Source organism: Pantoea sp. CFCC18177 (assembly GCF_059412425.1).
The window spans coordinates 331,909-351,216 of the sequence record NZ_JBNBPL010000001.1 but is presented as its reverse complement, the minus strand read 5'-3'; the positions used below and the strand labels follow the sequence as shown (position 1 = coordinate 351,216).

Here is a 19,308-nt window from a genome sequence, read left to right as displayed (position 1 = left end):
AGACTTGGTGCCATGCGCCACTGACACGAATTTAAAGCCCCGGTCTCAGACCGGGGCTTTTCTTTATCCTTTCTGTTGCCAGATGATCAGGGTAAACTGCGCGCGAATCGCTAACCCGGAGTTATCTATGTCTTTGATTTGCCCCCTTTGCCATCAATCCTTGCAGCAGCAGGCGAACAGTTTTCGCTGTGATGCTGGCCATCAATTCGATCAGGCGAAAGAAGGGTATGTCAATCTGCTGCCGGTTCAGCATAAAGGCTCGCGTGAACCGGGTGATAGCGCCGAAATGCTGTTGGCGCGTCGGGCGTTTCTTGATGCAGGACACTATCAGCCGTTACGCGATGCCGTCGCGCAGACTCTGGCGCAACATCTGAGCGGGCAAACGACACAGCTACTGGATATTGGCTGTGGCGAAGGCTATTACACTGCCGCTATGGCTGAGGCATTGCCACAAGCGCAGCTATTTGGGCTGGATGTGGCCAAAGCCGCGATTCGCATGGCCGCCAGGCGTTATCGTCAGGTGAAGTTCTGTGTGGCCTCCAGCCAGCGCTTACCCTTTGCAGATGCATCACTAGACGGCATCGTGCGCATTTATGCCCCATGCAACGAAGCGGAGTTGAGTCGTGTGGTGAAAGCGGGAGGGTACTTGCTCACTGTCACACCGGGACCGCATCACTTGCAGCAGTTTAAAGCGCTGATCTACAGAGAAGTACAATTGCACGCTGCGGAAGAGAAGTCCTATGAGGGCTTTACTCGGGTTCACCAACACAACCTGCGATATGAAATGACTTTAAGCGGTGCCGAGGCGGTGAGCTTGCTGCAGATGACGCCGTTTGCGTGGCGTGCGCGCGAAGCGGTATGGCAAGAACTGGCGGCAGCTGACAACTTCAACTGCGACGCCGATTTTATTCTGACACTCTGGCAGCGCGTTCAACGCGCTTCAACCAGCGTATTGTAAATGCGCTCCAGGTCGTCGAGCTGTTTCACAGCAATCAGTAAACGACGCTGCTCCAGTTGCATCACCAAAATGCCGTCTTCAGACAAGTTCATACTCTGAATACGGCGATAATCGATCCACACGCTGCCGAAAAATAACCCTTCATTTTTCATCAACAGTTTTGGCGTGCGCAGCCAGAACAGCCAGATGGCCATGAAACACAGCACCATCAGCAGCGTAGTTGTGAGTTGTGGTCCGTGATTGCTAACGTTATTCCAGAGAAGAATCAACAGTAAAACGATAAAGATCCCACTGTCGATCTTATGGCGGCGGCGCAGCGCGACACGCAATTTAGTGGGGCCATGACGACGCGGTAGAATCGCATCATCATAGATGGCAAACAGAGCGAAAGCGAAGATAAGCAGGGCGATCAGCGCGTCAGTCAGTGACATAAAAATATTTCTTCCTCAACCGAATTTACCTCAACGTTGACGCTCAGGTAACGCCGCTGGAAAACAGCCGGGAGCGTTAACTCCCGGCAGATTTTTTACAGACCGAGCAAGCCGATCCAGTAACCGAAGATACCCAAGGCAAAGAAGCCGACGATAATCCACAGTGCGTTAACTTTGCGGCGCAGTAACCACATGCAGCCGAAGGTCAGCAACAGCGGAATTAACCCCGGCATCAACTGATCGAGAATCGACTGTACGGTGGTGACGGTGGTTTTGCCGGTGTGATCGGTAATGCGCGACACCACAAGCGGCACGTTCACATGTGTCCACTTGTTGACCAAGGCCCCCATAACAAACAGGCCGAGAATCGACGCCCCCTCCGTAAGTTTCTGCAGGAAACCGCCGCCCATATCGCTAACGATATCCACACCTTTACGATAGCCATAAGCCACGCCGTAGTAACGCGTCAGCATACGCACCGCGTTAAACAGAATGAAGAACAGCAGTGGACCCAACAGGCTACCGCTCATCGCGATACCGGCACCCAGCGCGGCGAATACCGGACGCACGGTACCCCAGAAGATCGGGTCACCCACACCCGCCAGCGGCCCCATCAGACCGACTTTGATACCGTTAATCGCGGCATCATCAATGGCGGCGCCGTTAGCGCGCTGTTCTTCCATCGCCATGGTGACACCCAATACCGGTGCCGCCACGTAAGGGTGGGTGTTGAAGAACTCCAGGTGACGTTTGATTGCCTGTTTACGGTCATCATTGTTCTCAGGGTAAAGGCGACGGATCACCGGTACCATTGAGAAGCAGAAACCCAGCGCCTGCATACGTTCAAAGTTCCAGGAACCCTGAAACAGGTTAGAGCGGATGAACACACCACGGACGTCGCTCGGGGTGAGTTTCTTTTCAGTGTTAGTTGTATCAACCATGATTTCACCTGTTCCTAGTCGAGTTCGTTGTCGAGGTCGTTGTGCGCAGGACCGGCCGCAGCAGCGCCCGCTGTGCGATTATATTTTGGCGCCAGCTGGATATAGAGAATCGCCATAACCACGCCAATCACGCCCAGTGCAACCAGGTTGAAGTTGGTGAAGGCCGCGGTAACAAAACCCAGATAGAAGAACGGCATCAGGTAGCCTGCACGCATCATGTTGATGACCATCGCATAACCGACGACGACGATCATACCACCGGCGATATTCAGACCATTGGTGACCACTTCAGGAATAGAGTTCAGCAGTTCCTGTACCACGCTGGTGCCGACTGAAATCGCGACAATCAACGCAGGGATGGCGATACGCATTGCCTGCAACACCAGGGCTGAAACGTGGATCCAGCTGATGGCGCTCAGGTTACCTTTCTCCGCGGCCTTATCGGCAGCGTGTTGGAAGGCGACGGTAATGGTACGTACGATAATGGTCAGAACCTGACCGGCAGCAGCCAGTGGGATGGCCAGGGCAATACCGGCACCGACGCTCTGTCCACCGGCAATAACCAGAATGGTAGAGATGATGGACGCCAGAGCCGCATCGGGTGCAACCGCTGCACCGATGTTCATCCAGCCCAGTGCGATCATTTCAAGGGTACCACCGATGATGATACCGGTTTTCATGTCACCCAGGACTGCACCAATCAGGGTACAAGCCACCAGTGGACGGTGGAACTGGAACTCATCAAGAATTGAACCCATCCCGGCAATACAAGCCACAATAAATATCAGGATGATTTGTAGCGTGGTTATTTCCATTGCTTTTCTCCTCAGCAAGGTCTCAAGTATTCGCCCGCCAGCGCAGGCAAAAGCGAACTACTGATTGACCTTCGCGATCAGGTCCATCATTTTCAGCCTCGGGTCGTTCGAGACTTTACGCACTTCCAGTTCGATGCCACGTTCATTCAGCTTGCGGAAGGCAACGATATCTTTCTCATCGACGGAAACCGCATTGTTGACCTGGGTTTTACCCTGCTTGAATGCCATACCGCCGATATTGACCGACTTGATGTCAACGCCTTGTTCAACGATCCGTTCCACATCGGTAGGATTGGTGAACAGAAGCATCACGCGATCGCGGCCATATTTCGGGTTATTCCACACGCGAATCATCTTATCGATGTCCACAACGTGCGCGGTGACTCCCGGCGGTGCCACTTGGGTCAGCAATGTCTTACGCACGGTGTCGTTGGCGACTTCATCGCTGACGACAATGATGCGTGTGACGTTGGTCTCTTTGGTCCAGCGAGTGGCCACCTGGCCGTGAATCAGACGGTCATCGATACGGGCAAGCCCGATCTTCATATGTTCATCTGGGCCGAGTGGTTTTTGCGGTTGGGCAGGGGCTTTTGCCGCGACAGGGGCTGGTGCGGCTTGGGCAGGGGTTTCGGTCTTCAAGGCTTTTACGCCTTCCCGACCGGCTTCCACCGCAATGTGAATCAGTTCCTCCAGTGACGGGTTGTCATCACGGCCCATCAGGGTTTCAACCAGCATCGGGATGTTCACCCCGGCGATGACATCGTAACCCGGCTTGTCCACCACAATGCGGCTGGCCGCGTTGAAAGGACTGCCACCCCAGGTATCGACCAGGAACAGCACGCCCTTGGACGTGTCGAGATCGGCCAGTCGCGCCTGATACTTTTCAATTAGCGTTTCTGCATTTTCGCCGGGCACGAAATCAATCCATCCGACATTTTCCTGCTCACCCAACAACATTTCTGCTGTTTTAAGCAGCTGTTCTGCCGCCCAGCCATGTGTACCAATTACAATAGCAATGGTCACTTGCTACCTCCGTTCGCATGAGAGATTCTCTGGCTTCGCCGGGAATCATTGAGAATTACCGTTGTTGTTTCAGGTGGATCGTTTTGGTCTAAGATGAAGAAACGCATCAATAAATAATCCGAAACTGTCCGCTGCACAGCGATAAGGTCGCGATTTATTTTAGTGTGCGAAAAAATAATTTATGTGATGTTTGTCAGCTATTTCGAGCGTAACCCTGCAAAATTGCATTTAACTGCGTGATTCATGCGTTAGCGCAATTGTTTGTAAATGTAATAAAATTTTTTGACGTAGTTGATGTAACTGATACATTAGCGATCTGTTTAATATTCAGGAGTACCGGGCTTCAGCTCACCTTTATGGACCGTCACCGACGTCGCTCAACTTGTGCTCAGCGCTTTCTGGCGCATGCTTCAACGCTCTTCAGCGTGACCTCAATTGCTAACGATCTTCCGTCTCGCCCTCTGGCGCAGGCTCAGTTTCGTTCGCCCATTTGTGTTGTAAGGAGTCATTGATGGAAATTCTCTTCGACCCCTCAATTTGGGCGGGTTTACTGACGCTAATCGTGCTCGAAATCGTTCTCGGTATCGATAACCTGGTCTTTATCGCTATCCTGGCGGATAAATTGCCGCCGAAGCAGCGCGATAAAGCGCGTCTGATCGGCCTTTCCCTCGCATTAGTGATGCGACTGGGCTTACTGTCGTTGATTTCGTGGATCGTGACATTGACACGGCCCCTATTCAGCGTAGGCGATTTCAGTTTTTCCGGGCGAGATTTAATTCTGTTGTTCGGTGGCTTGTTCCTGTTATTCAAAGGAACCATGGAACTGCATGAGCGGCTGGAAAGCCGGGGCATGGATCATCAGGGCAATAAAGGGTATGCCAGTTTCTGGGCAGTGGTGATTCAGATCGTGGTGCTGGACGCCGTGTTCTCACTCGATGCGGTGATCACCGCCGTGGGTATGGTGAACCATCTGCCGGTGATGATGACCGCCGTAGTGATCGCCATGGGTGTGATGCTGTTGGCTTCTAAACCGTTGACGCGTTTTGTGAATGAGCACCCAACGGTGGTGGTGTTGTGTCTGAGTTTCCTGTTGATGATCGGTTTGTCACTGGTGGCAGAAGGCTTTGGCTTCCACATTCCGAAAGGTTATCTGTACGCCGCGATTGGCTTCTCTATCGTCATTGAGTTGTTCAACCAGATTGCGCGCCGTAACTTTATTCGTCATCAGGAACATCGCCCGATGCGCGAGCGCACCGCCGAAGCCATTCTGCGTCTGATGGGTGGCCGCCGCCAGAGTCATCAGCCGGTCACCACCGAAGAAGCCGCTTTGACGCAAGCGATGCCGCAGGAAGCATTTAAAGACGAAGAGCGTTACATGATTAACGGTGTGTTAACGCTTTCTCAGCGCTCTATTCGCAGCATCATGACGCCGCGCGGCAACATCTCGTGGGTCGACGTTTCGCGCCCACTGGATGAGATTCGTATTCAGTTGCTGGATACGCCACACAGCCTGTTCCCGGTATGTCGGGGTGAGTTGGATGAAATCATCGGTGTAGTGCGCGCGAAAGAGCTGCTCGTGGCGCTGGAGCACGGTATGGATGTTGCGACCTTTGCCGCCAATACGCCGGCAATCGTGGTGCCGGAAACGCTGGATCCGATCAACCTGTTGGGCGTCTTGCGCCGCGCTAAAGGTAGCTTTGTCATTGTCACTAACGAGTTTGGTGTGGTGCAAGGTTTGATCACCCCGCTGGACGTACTGGAAGCCATTGCCGGTGAATTCCCGGATGAAGATGAAACCCCAGACGTGATTGCCGATGGTGATGGCTGGTTAGTGAAAGGCGGAACCGATCTGCATTCACTGCAGCAGTTGCTGGATTATCATGAGCTGGTGAACCCGGAAGAGGACCATGCTTCGCTGGCCGGTTTACTGATCGCCCAGAAGGGCCAACTGCCACAGCCAGGTGAAGTCATTGACTTGCCACCGCTGCATTTCCAAATCATTGAGGCTACGGACTACCGCATCGATCTGGTGCGTGTAACCAAAGACAAGCCGCATGATGATGAAGAACATGAAGCGTAGATATTAAGATAATATCGCTACAAGTAAGGCCGTCGAAAGACGGCTTTTTTGTTTTTGGAAGATTAAACCGCTGCCGCCTTTGATTACCCTATACAACGCGCATGATGCTTGATAAAGCCGGTAAAGGGGAATGAGGAGTAAAGCGTCCGCCGCAAGGATGCGGCGGTCGAGGCTACAGGGAGGTATTTACGCCGACTTTACGGAACATCCCCTTTACTGGCTGTTACACGCGGGCCCTGCAGAAATCTCCACCTACATCTTACGCACTCAAATGCGCCAAATGCTGCTCCAGCCACACCGGGAAATCCTCAATTGGCATCGGGCGGGCATAGTAGTAACCCTGCAAATGGTCGACACCGCGTTCACGCAGATAGTGCGCCTGCTCAGCGGTTTCGACACCTTCGGCGACCAGCGCAATATTCAAACGCTGTGCCAGGGAAATCACCATATCCGTGACTGTAGCGTTAATGGCATCGGTGCCAATCGCTGCGGTAAAAATCTTGTCAATCTTCAGCACGTCTGGCTTCAGATCCTTAAGGTAGGCAAGGGAACTGTGGCCGGTGCCGAAATCGTCAATCGCCAAACGCACGCCAATTTCATGCAGTTGTGACACCACAGACTGATCAATCACCGGTAAGGCATCGCGTTCGGTTAGTTCCACCACCAGTTTCGGTAGAGGGTTTGCCGGCCACCAAATACTCTGTAAGTCTTCTACTATCGCGCGGTCGCGGAAATGGCTGGCAGCGACGTTAATGGCAATATGGAAAGATGGACACTGCGGCAAATTTGGCAACTCATCCACGACTTTTGCCAGAACAAAACGGGTCAAGGGTGCAATCAGATTTTGACGCTCAGCCAAGGGGATAAACACATCGGGGGCAATCCAACCTTGACGAGGGTTATGCCAGCGCAACAGCAGTTCAAAGCCATCACATTCGCCACTTTTTGCATTAATCAGCGGCTGGCAATACACCATAAATTCGTTTGCTGTGATGCCGTAACTGATCTGCCAGCTCAGGCTCATGCGATTCGCAGTAGCCAGCCAAACGATGTAACCGATGAGCAAACTCAGCAGCACGGCAAGAGGCAGCTGAGAGGGAAGCGTATTCAACGCCAGACGAGCCGGAGAAGGTCCATACAACGTAATGCTAAACGGATAACGCAGCGATGACTGATCGTAAGCCACCTCATCTTCCGATGGCACCGTGTGTTCAATCAGTGGATTACCGTACTCCAGGCTTTGACCGCCCACATTGAAAATGGCACGTTCAACCCACGGCAACTGTGGCTCCAGCAGGTAGTTGGTCATCAACTCAACGTTAATCACCTGCAGCAGACCATCGCGGTTATCCAGCGACTTAGGCGTCCACAGCAGCAGCACTGGAGAGCCCTTCAACAGATAGTTATCTGTGGTGAGCATCATGCGTTGGTTATTAATCGCCAGCTCAGGGTAAGTCTGGCTAAAGGAAATATTGCGTGGGCCATAAATGCTGGAGCAGTAAATGCTGTCGTCCTGCACCAGCAGGATAGTGCGAACGGTCTGCAACGCCGAGATTTTCTCAATCAGCGGATAGCGCACTTGCGCACAGGGCACGCCAACCAACCCAAGGGTGTTGTTGGCTGACACATCAAGTGGCGAGAACATGCGGTCAAAGCGCTCAATGGCGCGCGAGGCGAAATTTAATGACTGCTGCTCAATACGCGACTTCTCTTCGATATAGCGAAAAGTCAGCGTAAGAATCAGAACCAGCGCTGCGATCACTAACGCAATAAGCAGGCGCTTACGGCGAAATTGACCGACAAATTGCTGGGGAATGAGCATCAGTAACCACCTTGCAAAACAAAGATTGAAGCCAAATTAACGTGTAGGTTATCGGCATAGAGGCGGCCAGGTTTAGCGTGCCTTAATAAATAATTCGGCACTAAAAAACAGCGCGGCCACTAAGGGCCGCGCTCAAATCAATGTATATGGTTTACTCACTCTGAGGTAGAGCAGGATGCAGAAAAAAGTTCAATTGGCGCTTTTTTCATCGTTAACGGTCAATCGCACTGCACCTTAATTGCCAGTCCACCACGTGAAGTCTCACGATATTTTGCATTCATATCTTTGCCTGTCTCATACATGGTCTCGATCACCTTATCCAGTGAAACGCGGGGTTCGCTGGTGCGGCGCAGCGCCATGCGTGCGGCGTTGATCGCCTTCACTGAAGCAATGGCGTTGCGTTCAATGCAGGGCACCTGCACCTGTCCCGCTACCGGATCACACGTCAGACCCAGGTTATGTTCCATACCGATTTCTGCCGCCACACACACCTGCTCTGGGCTGGCACCCAGCAACTCGGCCAGACCGGCCGCTGCCATAGAACAGGCCACGCCGACTTCACCCTGACAGCCGACTTCCGCACCGGAAATGGAAGCATTCATTTTATACAGCACGCCTATCGCACCTGAGGCGAGGAAGTAACGGACGAAAATGTCCGGGGTAACCGTTTCAATAAAGTGATCGTAGTAGGCGAGCACTGCCGGAACAATGCCACAGGCACCATTCGTCGGCGCGGTCACCACACGTCCGCCTGCAGCGTTCTCTTCGTTCACTGCCAGCGCAAACATGTTGATCCAGTCGATAACGTTCATCGGATCGTTGGAGTGCTTGGTCGAGGAGACCAGTAAACGGCGCAGTGATGCCGCACGGCGTGGCACGCGCAATGGGCCTGGCAATACCCCTTCGGTATTCAGACCCCGATCGATACAGGCTTGCATGGTCTGCCACACGTTGCCGAAGTAATCGTTGATTTCGTCACGTGTATGCAAGGCCAGCTCGTTCTTCATCACCAGGCCGGAAAGGGACAGGCCGGTTTCACGGCAGTGGCTGAGTAATTCCTTAGCGGAGTTAAATGCGTACGGTACAGAAACTTCATCCAGTACCGATTGGCCAAAATGCTCTTCATCGACGATAAAGCCACCGCCAATGGAATAGTAGGTTTTACTGAGGATCAGCAAATCACCCGCGAAGGCAAACACTGTCATGCCGTTTTCGTGCAGCGACAGGTTTTCACTGCGGAACACCATGCCCCCTTCGCGCGGGAAATCGACTTCGTGAGCCCCTTTTGCCAGCAATAACCGTTCACGCTGTTCAACGTCTTTAATAAAGGCAGGAATGCTATCGATATCGACCGTAGCGGGTTCGAAGCCGGCCAGCCCCATAATAATGGCGATATCGGTATGGTGACCTTTGCCCGTCAGCGACAATGAGCCGTACACGTCGACTGAAACGCGCGTGACGTCCTGCAGTTTGCCTTGTTCGACCAACAGATCAACAAACTGCTTGCCCGCTTTCATCGGACCGACAGTATGTGAACTGGATGGGCCAATACCCACTTTGAACATGTCGAAAACACTAATCACCGGTGACACTCCTCACAAATCTTATTTTGCACGGCCAGAGCCGTTTATGCGGCTAATAGTAATCGCCTGCGTGCCGCAACGAACAGCTTTTCGCATGAAATAAACTAATTATAAACCACAGAAATAGTTATCCATTATCACCATGGTGAAAGAGAGCGAATGGGTCGAGTAAGGTGAACGAGACGGGAAAATCAGGAGAGGGCGATTTGCTGGCCGAGGGCGCGGATAATACCTGCGGTCATGCCCCAGATAAAATAATCTTCATACCACGATAGCCACACCTGATGCTGGCGATGTCCGCGACGCAGCGTCATGCCACTGTAACGACTGATGCGCAACGCTTCGGCTAAGGGCATGGCAAAGGTACTTTCTACTTCATCTGGATTGATGTTCAGCGGCAATCCAGCGGGGATAACACCTACCACCGGTGTCACGGCAAAGCCCGTACTGCTGGTCACCGGCGGCAACACGCCAACGACCCTGACGTGTTTTGGCTGTATGCCCACTTCCTCTTCCGCTTCACGCAGTGCGGTAAAAACCAGTGAATCATCGGTGGCGTCCTGCATGCCGCCCGGGAAGGCCACCTGGCCTGCGTGCTTGCGTAAATGCGATGAACGACGCGTCAGCAGCAAACCGGGTTCTGGCCCATCGATCACCGGGACCAGCACCGCCGCCCGCCGCCCACTTATCGCGCTTTTAGGCACGGTGAGCGGGGGTTGCATGACAAAACGGTTCAGGAACTGCTCCAGGGTCAGACTCATTTAGACCTCGCCGCTCAGGCAGGGGAGGATGCGGTTAACCTTGTGAAAGGTCTCCTGATATTCCAGTTCAACATCGCTGTCCGCCACGAGCCCCCCACCGGCAGCACAATAAAGCTGCTGGTTCTCGGCAATCAGGGTGCGGATCGTGATGCTGGTGTCCATACGGCCGCATAAACTGATGTAACCGATGCTGCCACACCAGGCGTTACGGCGCTGCGGCTCTAACTCTTCAATGATCTCCATGGCGCGGATCTTTGGCGCGCCGGTGATGGAGCCACCAGGGAAGCAGGCACGCAGAAGGTCCGTGGCCGTGAGATGTTGCGGCAATCGGGCGCGAATGGTGCTGACCAGGTGGTGAACAGCGGGGAAAGGCTCCACCACAAACAGCTCCGGCACGCTGACACTGCCTGGTTCCGCAACGCGGCCAATATCATTGCGCAGCAAATCAACAATCATCAAGTTTTCGGCACGGTCCTTCTCGGAATGGGCGAGTTTCTCTGCCTGCAACCGATCGGCGTCAGGATCCGCAAGGCGCGGCAACGTGCCTTTAATCGGACGGGTTTCAATCTCTTGCTGCTCTAGTGAGAGAAAACGTTCCGGCGACAAGCTCATCAGTACGCTTTTTGGCAAACGAATAAACGCACTGAATGGCGCGCGATTATCACGATTCAAACTCAGAAAGGCCTGCCATTCGTCACCCTGATAGCGCGCCTGAAAACGTTGCGCCAGATTCACCTGATAGCAGTCACCCGCCTGAATGTAATCCTGCACCGCCTGAAAACGATCCGCGTACTGTTCAAAAGTCAGGTTTGACTGCCAGTCACTGGTTAGTGCAAAGGTTTTGGGCTGCGGTACGGCTTGCGCTTGTAGCCAACGCCAGCGTTGTTCGGCATTCACCAGTGAAATAAGGGTTAGGGTGCGCAGTTGATGGTCAGCAATCAGTGCCCAGTCATAAATGCCCACAGCCATATCCGGCGTAGTGAGATCCTGCTCGGCACGCTGTGGCAGCGTTTCAAAACGTCGTCCGAGATCATAGCCAAACAGGCCCAGTGCACCGCCCTGGAAAGGCAGCTCGGGGTGACTTTCAGGTTTAATGCCCAGCTCATCACACTGCTGCTGTACCAGCTGCAGCGGGTCGTCGGCAGAGAGCAGCACTTTACCGTCACAGTCGATCTCAGTGATGTCGCCACGCGTGGTCAGGGTAGCGCGTGGATCGGCGGTCAGAATATCAAAGCGATTATCTGCATGTTCGGCATGACCGGAAGTGAGCAACATCGCCCATGGACGATGGGCCAGGGCAGAAAAACGGTGCAATATCGTATCCGGGGTATACTTCAGGCTAAGCGTGTGTACGGTCATCGGGCAAATTAATCCAGCAAGCAAGTGCGTAGCCTGGCATATTTTTTTGTGGCTGGCACCTGTTTGTTCCGCATGGAATAATGCGCCCCTTTTCGCACCAGGAGTGAATCATGTTTACAGGTCTTCCGGCTTTATCTCATGAACAGCAGCAACAAGCGGTTGAACGTATCCAGGAATTGATGGCAGGCGGTATGGCGAGTGGTCAGGCGATTGCGCAGGTGGCGCAGGAGATCCGCCAAACTTATCAAGGTGAAGGTATTCGGGCGCTTTTCGAAGACGATGAGTCAGAAGAAGAGGCCGACGAGTAACGCCCGAACACTTTATAATGCGGCGATGATCTTGATTTCGACTTTATATTTCGGGTTCATCAGGCCCGCCTGCACGGTGCAGCGTACCGGTGCATTACCCGGTGATACCCAGGCATCCCATGCACGATTCATCGCCGGGAAATCCGCTTTGTCGACCAGAAAAATGGTGGCATCGAGGATTTTGCTCTTATCTGATCCGACGCGAGTCAAAATCGCGTCAATCACCGCCAGCGCGTTGGCGGTTTGCGCTTCCGCATCTTCATCCAGATTCTCTGGCACGCTGGTGTAATACACGGTTTCGTTATGTACGACGGCTTCGGACATACGATGTTCGGGATCGATACGCGTAATGGTCATGGTGTTCTCCTGTAAATTCGCTGCGCTAGCCTGCCATAACCCATGGGCCGCTGTCATCTGTTGTGGTCGCCTCACGGGAATCCTGACATAATTACAGTGTTTTTGGGCAATCGGTGAGGATGTGTGGCAGACGATTTTGCAACTGATGGTGCGCTAGCGCAGGCGATTCCGGGATTTAAACCTCGAGCAGCACAGCGTGAAATGGCGCAGGCCGTCATGGAAGCGGTGGGCAATGGCGGAGAGCTGGTGGTTGAAGCCGGCACCGGTACCGGGAAAACCTATGCCTATCTGGCACCCGCATTGCGCGCGAAGAAAAAGGTCATCGTCTCTACCGGCTCCAAAGCGTTACAGGACCAGCTCTACAATCGTGACCTGCCGACCATTGCGCGGGCACTCAAATTCAGCGGCAAAACCGCGTTACTGAAAGGGCGCTCAAATTATTTATGTCTTGAGCGCCTTGAACAGCAAAATCAAACGGGTGGCGATCTTACCGTGCAGGCGCTGGGCGATCTGATCAACGTGCGCAGTTGGTCATCGCAAACCGTTGATGGCGATGTCAGCAGTTGCACCGACGTGGCGGAAGACAGCCCCATCTGGCCTTTTGTCACCAGCACCAACGATAACTGTCTCGGCAGTGACTGTCCGTTGTACAAAGATTGTTTTGTGGTGAAAGCCCGTAAAAAGGCCATGGATGCGGATGTGGTGGTGGTGAATCACCATCTGTTCCTGGCCGATTTAGTGGTGAAAGAGGGCGGTTTCGGTGAGTTAATCCCGGAAGCCGATGTGATGATCTTCGATGAAGCCCATCAGTTGCCCGATATCGCCAGCCAGTATTTTGGCCAACAGCTTTCCAGCCGCCAGCTTCAGGATCTCGCCAAAGACATCATCATTGCCTACCGCACCGAAGTGCGTGATGTGCAGCAGTTGCAGAAATCGGCTGACCGCCTCGCACAGTGCGCTCAGGATTTTCGTCTTACCTTAGGTGAACCCGGTTTTCGTGGCAACCTGCGCGATCTGCTCAGTGATAACAACATCATGCGCATGTTTACGTTGCTGGATGATGCGCTGGAGCTGTGTTACGACGTCATCAAATTATCTTTAGGGCGCTCGGCGCTGTTGGATGCGGCCTTTGAGCGCGCTGCGCTGTATCGCACACGTCTGAAACGGCTGCGTGCCATTGATGAACCCGGTTTCAGTTACTGGTATGAATGTACCAGTCGCCATTTCACGTTGGCACTGACCCCGCTATCCGTCGCGGAACGTTTTCGTGAAGTGATGGATAACCGCAAAGCGGCCTGGGTATTTACCTCCGCTACACTCGCCGTCAATGAGCAAATGAGCCACTTCTCCAGTCGTCTTGGCGTCGATAAAGCGAAAACGCTGATCCTCGATAGCCCATTCGATTATGCACAGCAGGCGTTGTTGTGCGTGCCGCGTAATATGCCTGAACCTAATCAGCCCGGAGGTGCACGTCAGCTTGCGCGCATGATGAAACCCCTGATCGATGCCAATAAAGGCCGCTGTTTCTTCCTGTGTACCTCACACAAAATGATGCGAGAGCTGGCCGCAGAATTTCGCGCTTCCATGACCTTGCCGGTTTTGCTGCAAGGTGAAACCAGCAAAGGGCAACTGCTGAAGCAATTCCTTGAGGCGGGGAATGCGCTGCTGGTGGCAACCAGCAGTTTCTGGGAGGGCGTTGATGTGCGCGGTGATGCACTGTCATTAGTGATCATCGATAAGCTACCGTTTACCTCACCCGAGGATCCCTTATTAAAAGCACGCATGGAAGATTGCCGGGTACGCGGCGGCGATCCGTTCAATGATGTGCAACTGCCGGACGCGGTGATCACGCTGAAACAGGGGGTGGGCCGTTTAATTCGTGATACCGAAGATCGCGGCGTATTGGTGATTTGCGATCAGCGTCTGGTTTCTCGTCCCTATGGCGGATTGTTTCTCAACAGCTTGCCACCTACGCCGCGTACCCGTGATCTCCTCCGCGCTATTGAATTTGTTCGTCGGGCAGAGAATCAGTAATTTGTGCCAGGCTATGTTAAGATGCGCGCCATTTTGACTCTCAGAGGTTGTTATGTCCGCCCGAATTTTAGCCCTGGACACGGCGACAGAAGCCTGTTCTGCCGCGCTGCTCAACCAGCAGCAGATCGATGCCCGTTTCGAAATCGCCCCGCGCGATCATACCCAACGCATATTACCCTTGGTGCAGGAGCTGTTGCAGTTACAGCAACTGGACCTGACGGCGCTTGACGCGTTAGCGTTTGGACGCGGTCCGGGCAGCTTTACTGGCGTGCGTATTGGCATTGGTATTGCCCAAGGGCTGGCATTAGGTGCGAACTTGCCGATGATTGGCGTCTCCTCACTCGCCACCATGGCGCAAGGCGCATGGCGCTTGACGGGCGCCACGCGCGTGTTGGCAGCTATTGATGCGCGCATGGGAGAAGTGTATTGGGCAGAATATCAGCGTGATGAAAATGGCGAATGGCTGGGTGCAGAAACTGAAGCCGTGCTCAAGCCCGAAGCGGCAGAGGCACGCATCGCGCAGTTGAGCGGTGAATGGGCAACAGTCGGCACTGGCTGGCAGGCTTATCCCCATCTGCTGAATGGCTCGGTGGCTAAGTTAATGACCACCGACGTCACACTGCCTGCGGCGGAAGACATGTTGCCGCTGGCGCAGTGTGCCTTACAGCGCGGTGAAACTGTCGCGGTAGAGCATGCGGAACCGGTTTATTTGCGTAATGAAGTGGCATGGAAAAAGTTGCCTGGCCGCTAAGCGATACGCAACTATTCCGTCACCGCTCAGTCTAACTGAGAAATAACAGGAGAAGTGCTATGCCAATGAGTCGTAAAGGGATGTCTGGCGCTCTGTTAGCCTGCGCGTTACTGCTGAGCGGTTGCGTTTCGGTGCCAGATTCCATTAAAGGGAGTTCTCAGCTTCCACAGCAAGATTTATTACGTGTGATGAATGCTCCACAGTTGTATGTCGGGCAGGAGTCGCGTTTTGGTGGGAAAGTGGTAAAAGTGACGAATCTGACCGGTTTAACCCGCCTGGAGATTGCCACTCAGCCGCTGGATGACAGCGCGCGTCCTCAATTAGGTGCCGCTTCCGTTGGCCGGATATTTGCCGACATCCGTGGATTTGTCGATCCCGTTGACCTGAACAACCAATACGTCACGGTGCTGGGAAATATTAAAGGCGTTGAAAAAGGTGAAATTGGCAAAGCCAGTTACAACTTTGTGGTGGTGGATGTGCGTGGCTATCAACGTTGGCACTTAACACAGCAAGTGATGACACCGCCTCAACCGATAGATCCATGGATTTGGTATGGTCCGACGCGTCGTCACCCAGGTTACTGGGGGCCTAACCCCTATTGGGGGATGAACATGAACACCGGCCCAGCGCAGGTGCAAACCATCCTTACCGAATAACCCATTATTATTAGATAACGGCCCGGTCGCGGCGCTCGCGACCGGGCTTTTTTATTGGCAGCGCAACCGATGCGCGAAATTTAGTGATGGGCTTCGCAACCTGAAAATGCCGAAACAGGCAAACTGGTACAATCAGTTAAAATATTGTTAACAACACTGATTGCAGAGGCGGCGATGGCTACGCAACAAGAATATCGGGGTGACTCTTTGAATAAGGTTTGGCTCAAACGCTATCCGGCAGACGTACCTGCGGAAATTAATGCGGACCGTTATACCTCTTTGGTCGAGCTTTTCGAGCACGCAGCATTGCAGTACGCCGATAAAACGGCGTTCGTCAATATGGGCCAGCCGATGACCTATCGTCAGCTGGATAAGCAGAGCCGCGATTTTGCCGCCTGGCTACAGCAAGGTTTAGGGCTTAAACAGGGCGATCGAGTGGCACTGATGATGCCGAACCTGCTGCAGTATCCAGTGGCGCTGTTTGGTGTATTACGTGCCGGCATGGTGGTGGTGAATGTTAATCCACTTTATACGCCGCGCGAACTCAAACATCAGCTAAATGACAGCGGTGCCAGTGCCATTGTGATTGTCTCTAACTTTGCCCATACCCTGGAAAAAGTGGTCGCGGAGACGCCGATCAAGCACGTGATGCTGACGCGCATGGGCGACCAACTCGCCCCGGTGAAAGCCACGCTGGTTAACTTCGTGGTGAAATACGTGAAGAAGCTGGTGCCAAAATACCATCTGCCTGGGGCGGTTCCGTTCCGTCACGCATTGCAGCAGGGTGCGCAGATGCGCTACCAGCGTCCAACCGTGACCAATAACGATTTGGCCTTCCTGCAATATACCGGCGGCACCACCGGTGTGGCGAAAGGGGCCATGCTCACCCATGGCAACATGCAGGCCAATCTGGAGCAGACCAAAGCCACGTACGGCAAATTGCTACGGGCGGGTAAAGAAAATGTGGTAACGGCGCTGCCGCTTTACCACATTTTTGCGCTGACGGTTAACGGCTTGCTGTTCCTCGACCTCGGGGGGACGAATCTGTTGATCACCAACCCGCGCGACATCCCCGGATTTGTTAAAGAGCTGAGTAAGTTCCCCTTCACGGCCATTACCGGCGTGAATACGCTGTTTAATGCGTTGCTGAATGATGACAATTTCAACAAGCTGGATTTCTCCACACTGCGGTTATCTGCAGGCGGGGGCATGGCGGTGCAGAAAGCGGTGGCCGAGCGTTGGGAAAAACTCACCGGGCATTATCTGCTGGAAGGCTACGGCTTGACTGAGTGTTCTCCGCTGGTTTCCGTTAACCCTTATGACATTACCTGTCACACCGGCAGTATCGGCCTGCCAGTGCCTTCTACGGACGTACGCATTGTTGATGATGAAGATAACGATGTGGCGCCAGGCGAACCCGGTGAACTCTGTATTCGTGGGCCACAAGTGATGGTGGGCTACTGGCAGCGGCCGGATGCGACGGAAGAAGTGCTAAAAAATGGCTGGCTGCATACCGGTGATGTTGTTACCGTTGATAGCGAAGGCTTCATTCGCATCGTTGACCGTAAGAAAGACATGATTCTGGTGTCGGGCTTTAACGTGTATCCTAACGAAATCGAAGATGTCCTGATGCAGCATCCCAAAGTCCGAGAAGCCGCGGCGATTGGGGTACCCAGCGATCTCTCAGGCGAAGCCGTGAAAGTGTGCATCGTCAAAAAGGATCCTTCGCTGTCGAAAGAAGAGGTGCTGGATCATTGCCGTCGCCAGCTCACCGGCTATAAAGTGCCGAAGATTATCGAGTTTCGTGACGAGCTGCCAAAGACCAACGTGGGCAAAATTTTGCGCCGCGAACTGCGGGACGAGGCGAAGCGAGAAGGGCAGTAATCTGCTTTTCTCCTTAGGTTAACGCCGGCTCAGTCCGGCGTTTTTATTGCTTTTAACATGGAGCGCTGCGCGAAGTGTGTCGCAGCGAGAATGAATACGTGAATTACACTTTGATCGACCAAGACAGTCAGATGGCGGCCGTGTGCGAACAGGCGCTTAAGCATGATGCGGTAGCGCTGGATACTGAGTTTGTGCGTACCCGCACTTACTATCCACAGTTGGGCCTAATCCAACTGTTTGATGGTGAACAACTGGTTCTTATCGATCCACTGAATATCAACAACTGGACGCCGTTTATCGCGCTGTTGCAAAACAAGCAGGTGACCAAGTTCCTGCATGCGGGTGGCGAAGATCTCGAAGTGTTCCTGCACCGTTTTAACTGCCTGCCTGACCCGATGGTGGATACCCAGATCCTGGCAGCCTTTGCCGGGCAACCGCTGTCATGGGGTTTTGCCTCGATGGTGAATCACTTTAATCAAATCGAGCTGGATAAAAGTGAAGCCCGAACCGACTGGTTGGCGCGTCCGCTGACAGAGCGTCAATGTACGTATGCGGCGGCGGATGTGGCGTATTTACTGCCAATTGCGCATCAACTGGTGGAGCAAACTGAAGCTGCTGGCAATATGGCGGCGGCACTGAGTGAGTGCGATAACCTGTGCCAGCGTCGCCTGGATGTGCTGAAACCCGAAGATGCGTGGCGCGACATCACCAATGCATGGCAACTGCGCCCGCGTCAGCTGGCGGCGTTACAGCGCCTGGCCGCGTGGCGTTTGACCATTGCCCGTCAAAAAGACATGGCAGTAAACTTTGTGGTGCGCGAAGAGAATCTGTGGAAAGTGGCCCGCTTTATGCCGGGAAGTTTAGGCGAACTGGATCATCTGGGTCTTAACGGTCACGAAATTCGTTTCCATGGCAAAGCAATGGTTGCTCTGGTGGCTGAAGCACAAGCGCAGGATGAAGCAACATTACCGCCACCGCTGCCTAATCTGATCGACCATCCGCATTACAAACAGGCGTTTAAGGCAATTAAAGCCTTGGTGGTGCAGGTCAGTGAAGAGACCGGTTTTAGTCAGGAGTTACTGGCTTCGCGTCGTCAGATCAATCAGGTGCTGAGCGTGTATTGGGGCTTAAAGAGTGGCTGCCGCACACCGGAACTGCTGACCGGCTGGCGAGGTGAGTTACTTCAGGCACGTATCGACGAGATCCTACAGGCGCTGTAAGCGCTGCATTTTCCCCTGCGCACGACGCAGGGGAAAATCAGGAACCTGCTGCTGTCATTTAGGAACGTCTTCCGTCTCCGGCAACGTGACGTTCAGCTCCAGGATGGAGATATCGTCCCCTTTCTGATCCAACTGAACGGTCACCATATCCGGGTCTATTTTCACGTACTTACAGATCACTTCCAAAATATCGCGCTTGAGCTGCGGCAGGTAATGGGGCTCACTGTCGCCCCTTCTGCGCTCGGCCACGATAATCTGCAGCCTTTCCTTGGCTATATTGGCTGTGTTCTTCTTACGGGATAAAAAGAAATCAAGTAATGCCATT

At 53.5% G+C, this 19,308-nt stretch carries 18 protein-coding genes; 8 read left to right on the top strand and 10 right to left on the bottom strand.

Going from position 1 to position 19,308, the window contains the following annotated elements:
* Positions 1-127: 127 nt before the first annotated feature.
* Positions 128-958, top strand: a complete 831-nt coding sequence (rlmA, locus tag ACPUC8_RS01565) for a 23S rRNA (guanine(745)-N(1))-methyltransferase (RefSeq protein WP_494925482.1) — start codon at positions 128-130, stop codon at positions 956-958.
* On the opposite strand, the gene ACPUC8_RS01560 is transcribed toward rlmA, so the two are convergent.
* The 4 genes from ACPUC8_RS01560 to manX all read right to left on the bottom strand — a co-directional run bounded on the left by ACPUC8_RS01560 (position 931) and on the right by manX (position 4,168).
* On the bottom strand, positions 931-1,389 hold the full coding sequence (locus ACPUC8_RS01560) for a DUF986 family protein (protein ID WP_039335416.1): 459 nt from the start codon (positions 1,387-1,389) through the stop codon (positions 931-933). The two genes, rlmA and ACPUC8_RS01560, sit on opposite strands and share 28 nt — an antisense overlap.
* A 95-nt stretch (positions 1,390-1,484) precedes the next feature.
* Complete coding sequence (locus tag ACPUC8_RS01555; RefSeq protein WP_039335418.1) at positions 1,485-2,330, bottom strand: PTS mannose transporter subunit IID; 846 nt, start codon at positions 2,328-2,330, stop codon at positions 1,485-1,487.
* A 14-nt stretch (positions 2,331-2,344) separates the two neighbouring features.
* The gene (locus tag ACPUC8_RS01550) at positions 2,345-3,145 is read right to left on the bottom strand and encodes a PTS mannose/fructose/sorbose transporter subunit IIC (RefSeq protein ID WP_039335419.1); all 801 of its coding nucleotides are present in this window, start codon (positions 3,143-3,145) and stop codon (positions 2,345-2,347) included.
* Between the two features lie 57 nt (positions 3,146-3,202).
* On the bottom strand, positions 3,203-4,168 hold the full coding sequence (gene manX, locus ACPUC8_RS01545; protein WP_039335420.1) for a PTS mannose transporter subunit IIAB: 966 nt from the start codon (positions 4,166-4,168) through the stop codon (positions 3,203-3,205).
* 511 nt (positions 4,169-4,679) lie between these two features.
* Between manX and ACPUC8_RS01540 the strand changes: the two genes are divergently transcribed.
* Positions 4,680-6,248 (top strand): TerC family protein, encoded by a 1,569-nt coding sequence (locus ACPUC8_RS01540; RefSeq protein WP_039335421.1) that lies wholly within the window; start codon positions 4,680-4,682, stop codon positions 6,246-6,248.
* 259 nt (positions 6,249-6,507) lie between these two features.
* Here ACPUC8_RS01540 and ACPUC8_RS01535 read toward each other — a convergent pair whose 3' ends face one another.
* The 4 genes from ACPUC8_RS01535 to pabB all read right to left on the bottom strand — a co-directional run bounded on the left by ACPUC8_RS01535 (position 6,508) and on the right by pabB (position 11,773).
* Positions 6,508-8,070, bottom strand: coding sequence for an EAL domain-containing protein (locus ACPUC8_RS01535; protein WP_039335422.1), 1,563 nt, complete (start codon positions 8,068-8,070; stop codon positions 6,508-6,510).
* Positions 8,071-8,288: 218 nt separating this feature from the next.
* Positions 8,289-9,653, bottom strand: coding sequence for an L-serine ammonia-lyase (sdaA, locus tag ACPUC8_RS01530; protein ID WP_039335423.1), 1,365 nt, complete (start codon positions 9,651-9,653; stop codon positions 8,289-8,291).
* Between the two features lie 191 nt (positions 9,654-9,844).
* Entirely contained in the window at positions 9,845-10,414 is a 570-nt protein-coding gene (locus ACPUC8_RS01525) for a CoA pyrophosphatase (protein WP_058969566.1), read from the bottom strand.
* Positions 10,415-11,773: an aminodeoxychorismate synthase component 1 gene (gene pabB, locus ACPUC8_RS01520; RefSeq protein ID WP_494925481.1), complete on the bottom strand. Its 1,359-nt coding sequence runs from the start codon at positions 11,771-11,773 to the stop codon at positions 10,415-10,417. It lies immediately after the preceding gene.
* 110 nt (positions 11,774-11,883) lie between these two features.
* Between pabB and ACPUC8_RS01515 the strand changes: the two genes are divergently transcribed.
* The gene (locus ACPUC8_RS01515) at positions 11,884-12,081 is read left to right on the top strand and encodes a YoaH family protein (protein ID WP_039335427.1); all 198 of its coding nucleotides are present in this window, start codon (positions 11,884-11,886) and stop codon (positions 12,079-12,081) included.
* Between the two features lie 12 nt (positions 12,082-12,093).
* Here ACPUC8_RS01515 and ACPUC8_RS01510 read toward each other — a convergent pair whose 3' ends face one another.
* Entirely contained in the window at positions 12,094-12,438 is a 345-nt protein-coding gene (locus ACPUC8_RS01510; protein WP_039335429.1) for a RidA family protein, read from the bottom strand.
* Positions 12,439-12,561: 123 nt separating this feature from the next.
* Here ACPUC8_RS01510 and yoaA point away from each other — a divergent pair, with 123 nt between their 5' ends.
* The 5 genes from yoaA (at position 12,562) to rnd (ending at position 18,983) form a co-directional block, all read left to right on the top strand.
* A complete protein-coding gene (yoaA, locus tag ACPUC8_RS01505) occupies positions 12,562-14,472 on the top strand; it encodes a DNA repair helicase YoaA (protein ID WP_494925480.1) in 1,911 nt (636 codons plus the stop codon).
* 52 nt (positions 14,473-14,524) lie between these two features.
* Positions 14,525-15,223 (top strand): tRNA (adenosine(37)-N6)-threonylcarbamoyltransferase complex dimerization subunit type 1 TsaB, encoded by a 699-nt coding sequence (tsaB, locus tag ACPUC8_RS01500; RefSeq protein WP_494925479.1) that lies wholly within the window; start codon positions 14,525-14,527, stop codon positions 15,221-15,223.
* Between the two features lie 59 nt (positions 15,224-15,282).
* Positions 15,283-15,879 (top strand): Slp family lipoprotein, encoded by a 597-nt coding sequence (locus ACPUC8_RS01495; RefSeq protein WP_058969559.1) that lies wholly within the window; start codon positions 15,283-15,285, stop codon positions 15,877-15,879.
* A gap of 207 nt (positions 15,880-16,086) precedes the next feature.
* Positions 16,087-17,763 carry a long-chain-fatty-acid--CoA ligase FadD gene (gene fadD, locus ACPUC8_RS01490; protein WP_153011404.1) on the top strand — a complete coding sequence of 559 codons (1,677 nt, stop codon included), beginning with the start codon at positions 16,087-16,089 and terminating at the stop codon, positions 17,761-17,763.
* 98 nt (positions 17,764-17,861) lie between these two features.
* The gene (rnd, locus tag ACPUC8_RS01485; protein ID WP_494925478.1) at positions 17,862-18,983 is read left to right on the top strand and encodes a ribonuclease D; all 1,122 of its coding nucleotides are present in this window, start codon (positions 17,862-17,864) and stop codon (positions 18,981-18,983) included.
* A 54-nt stretch (positions 18,984-19,037) separates the two neighbouring features.
* Here the strand turns inward: rnd and minE are convergent, their stop codons facing one another.
* Positions 19,038-19,307, bottom strand: coding sequence for a cell division topological specificity factor MinE (gene minE / locus ACPUC8_RS01480; protein WP_010616394.1), 270 nt, complete (start codon positions 19,305-19,307; stop codon positions 19,038-19,040).
* Position 19,308 lies beyond the last annotated feature (1 nt).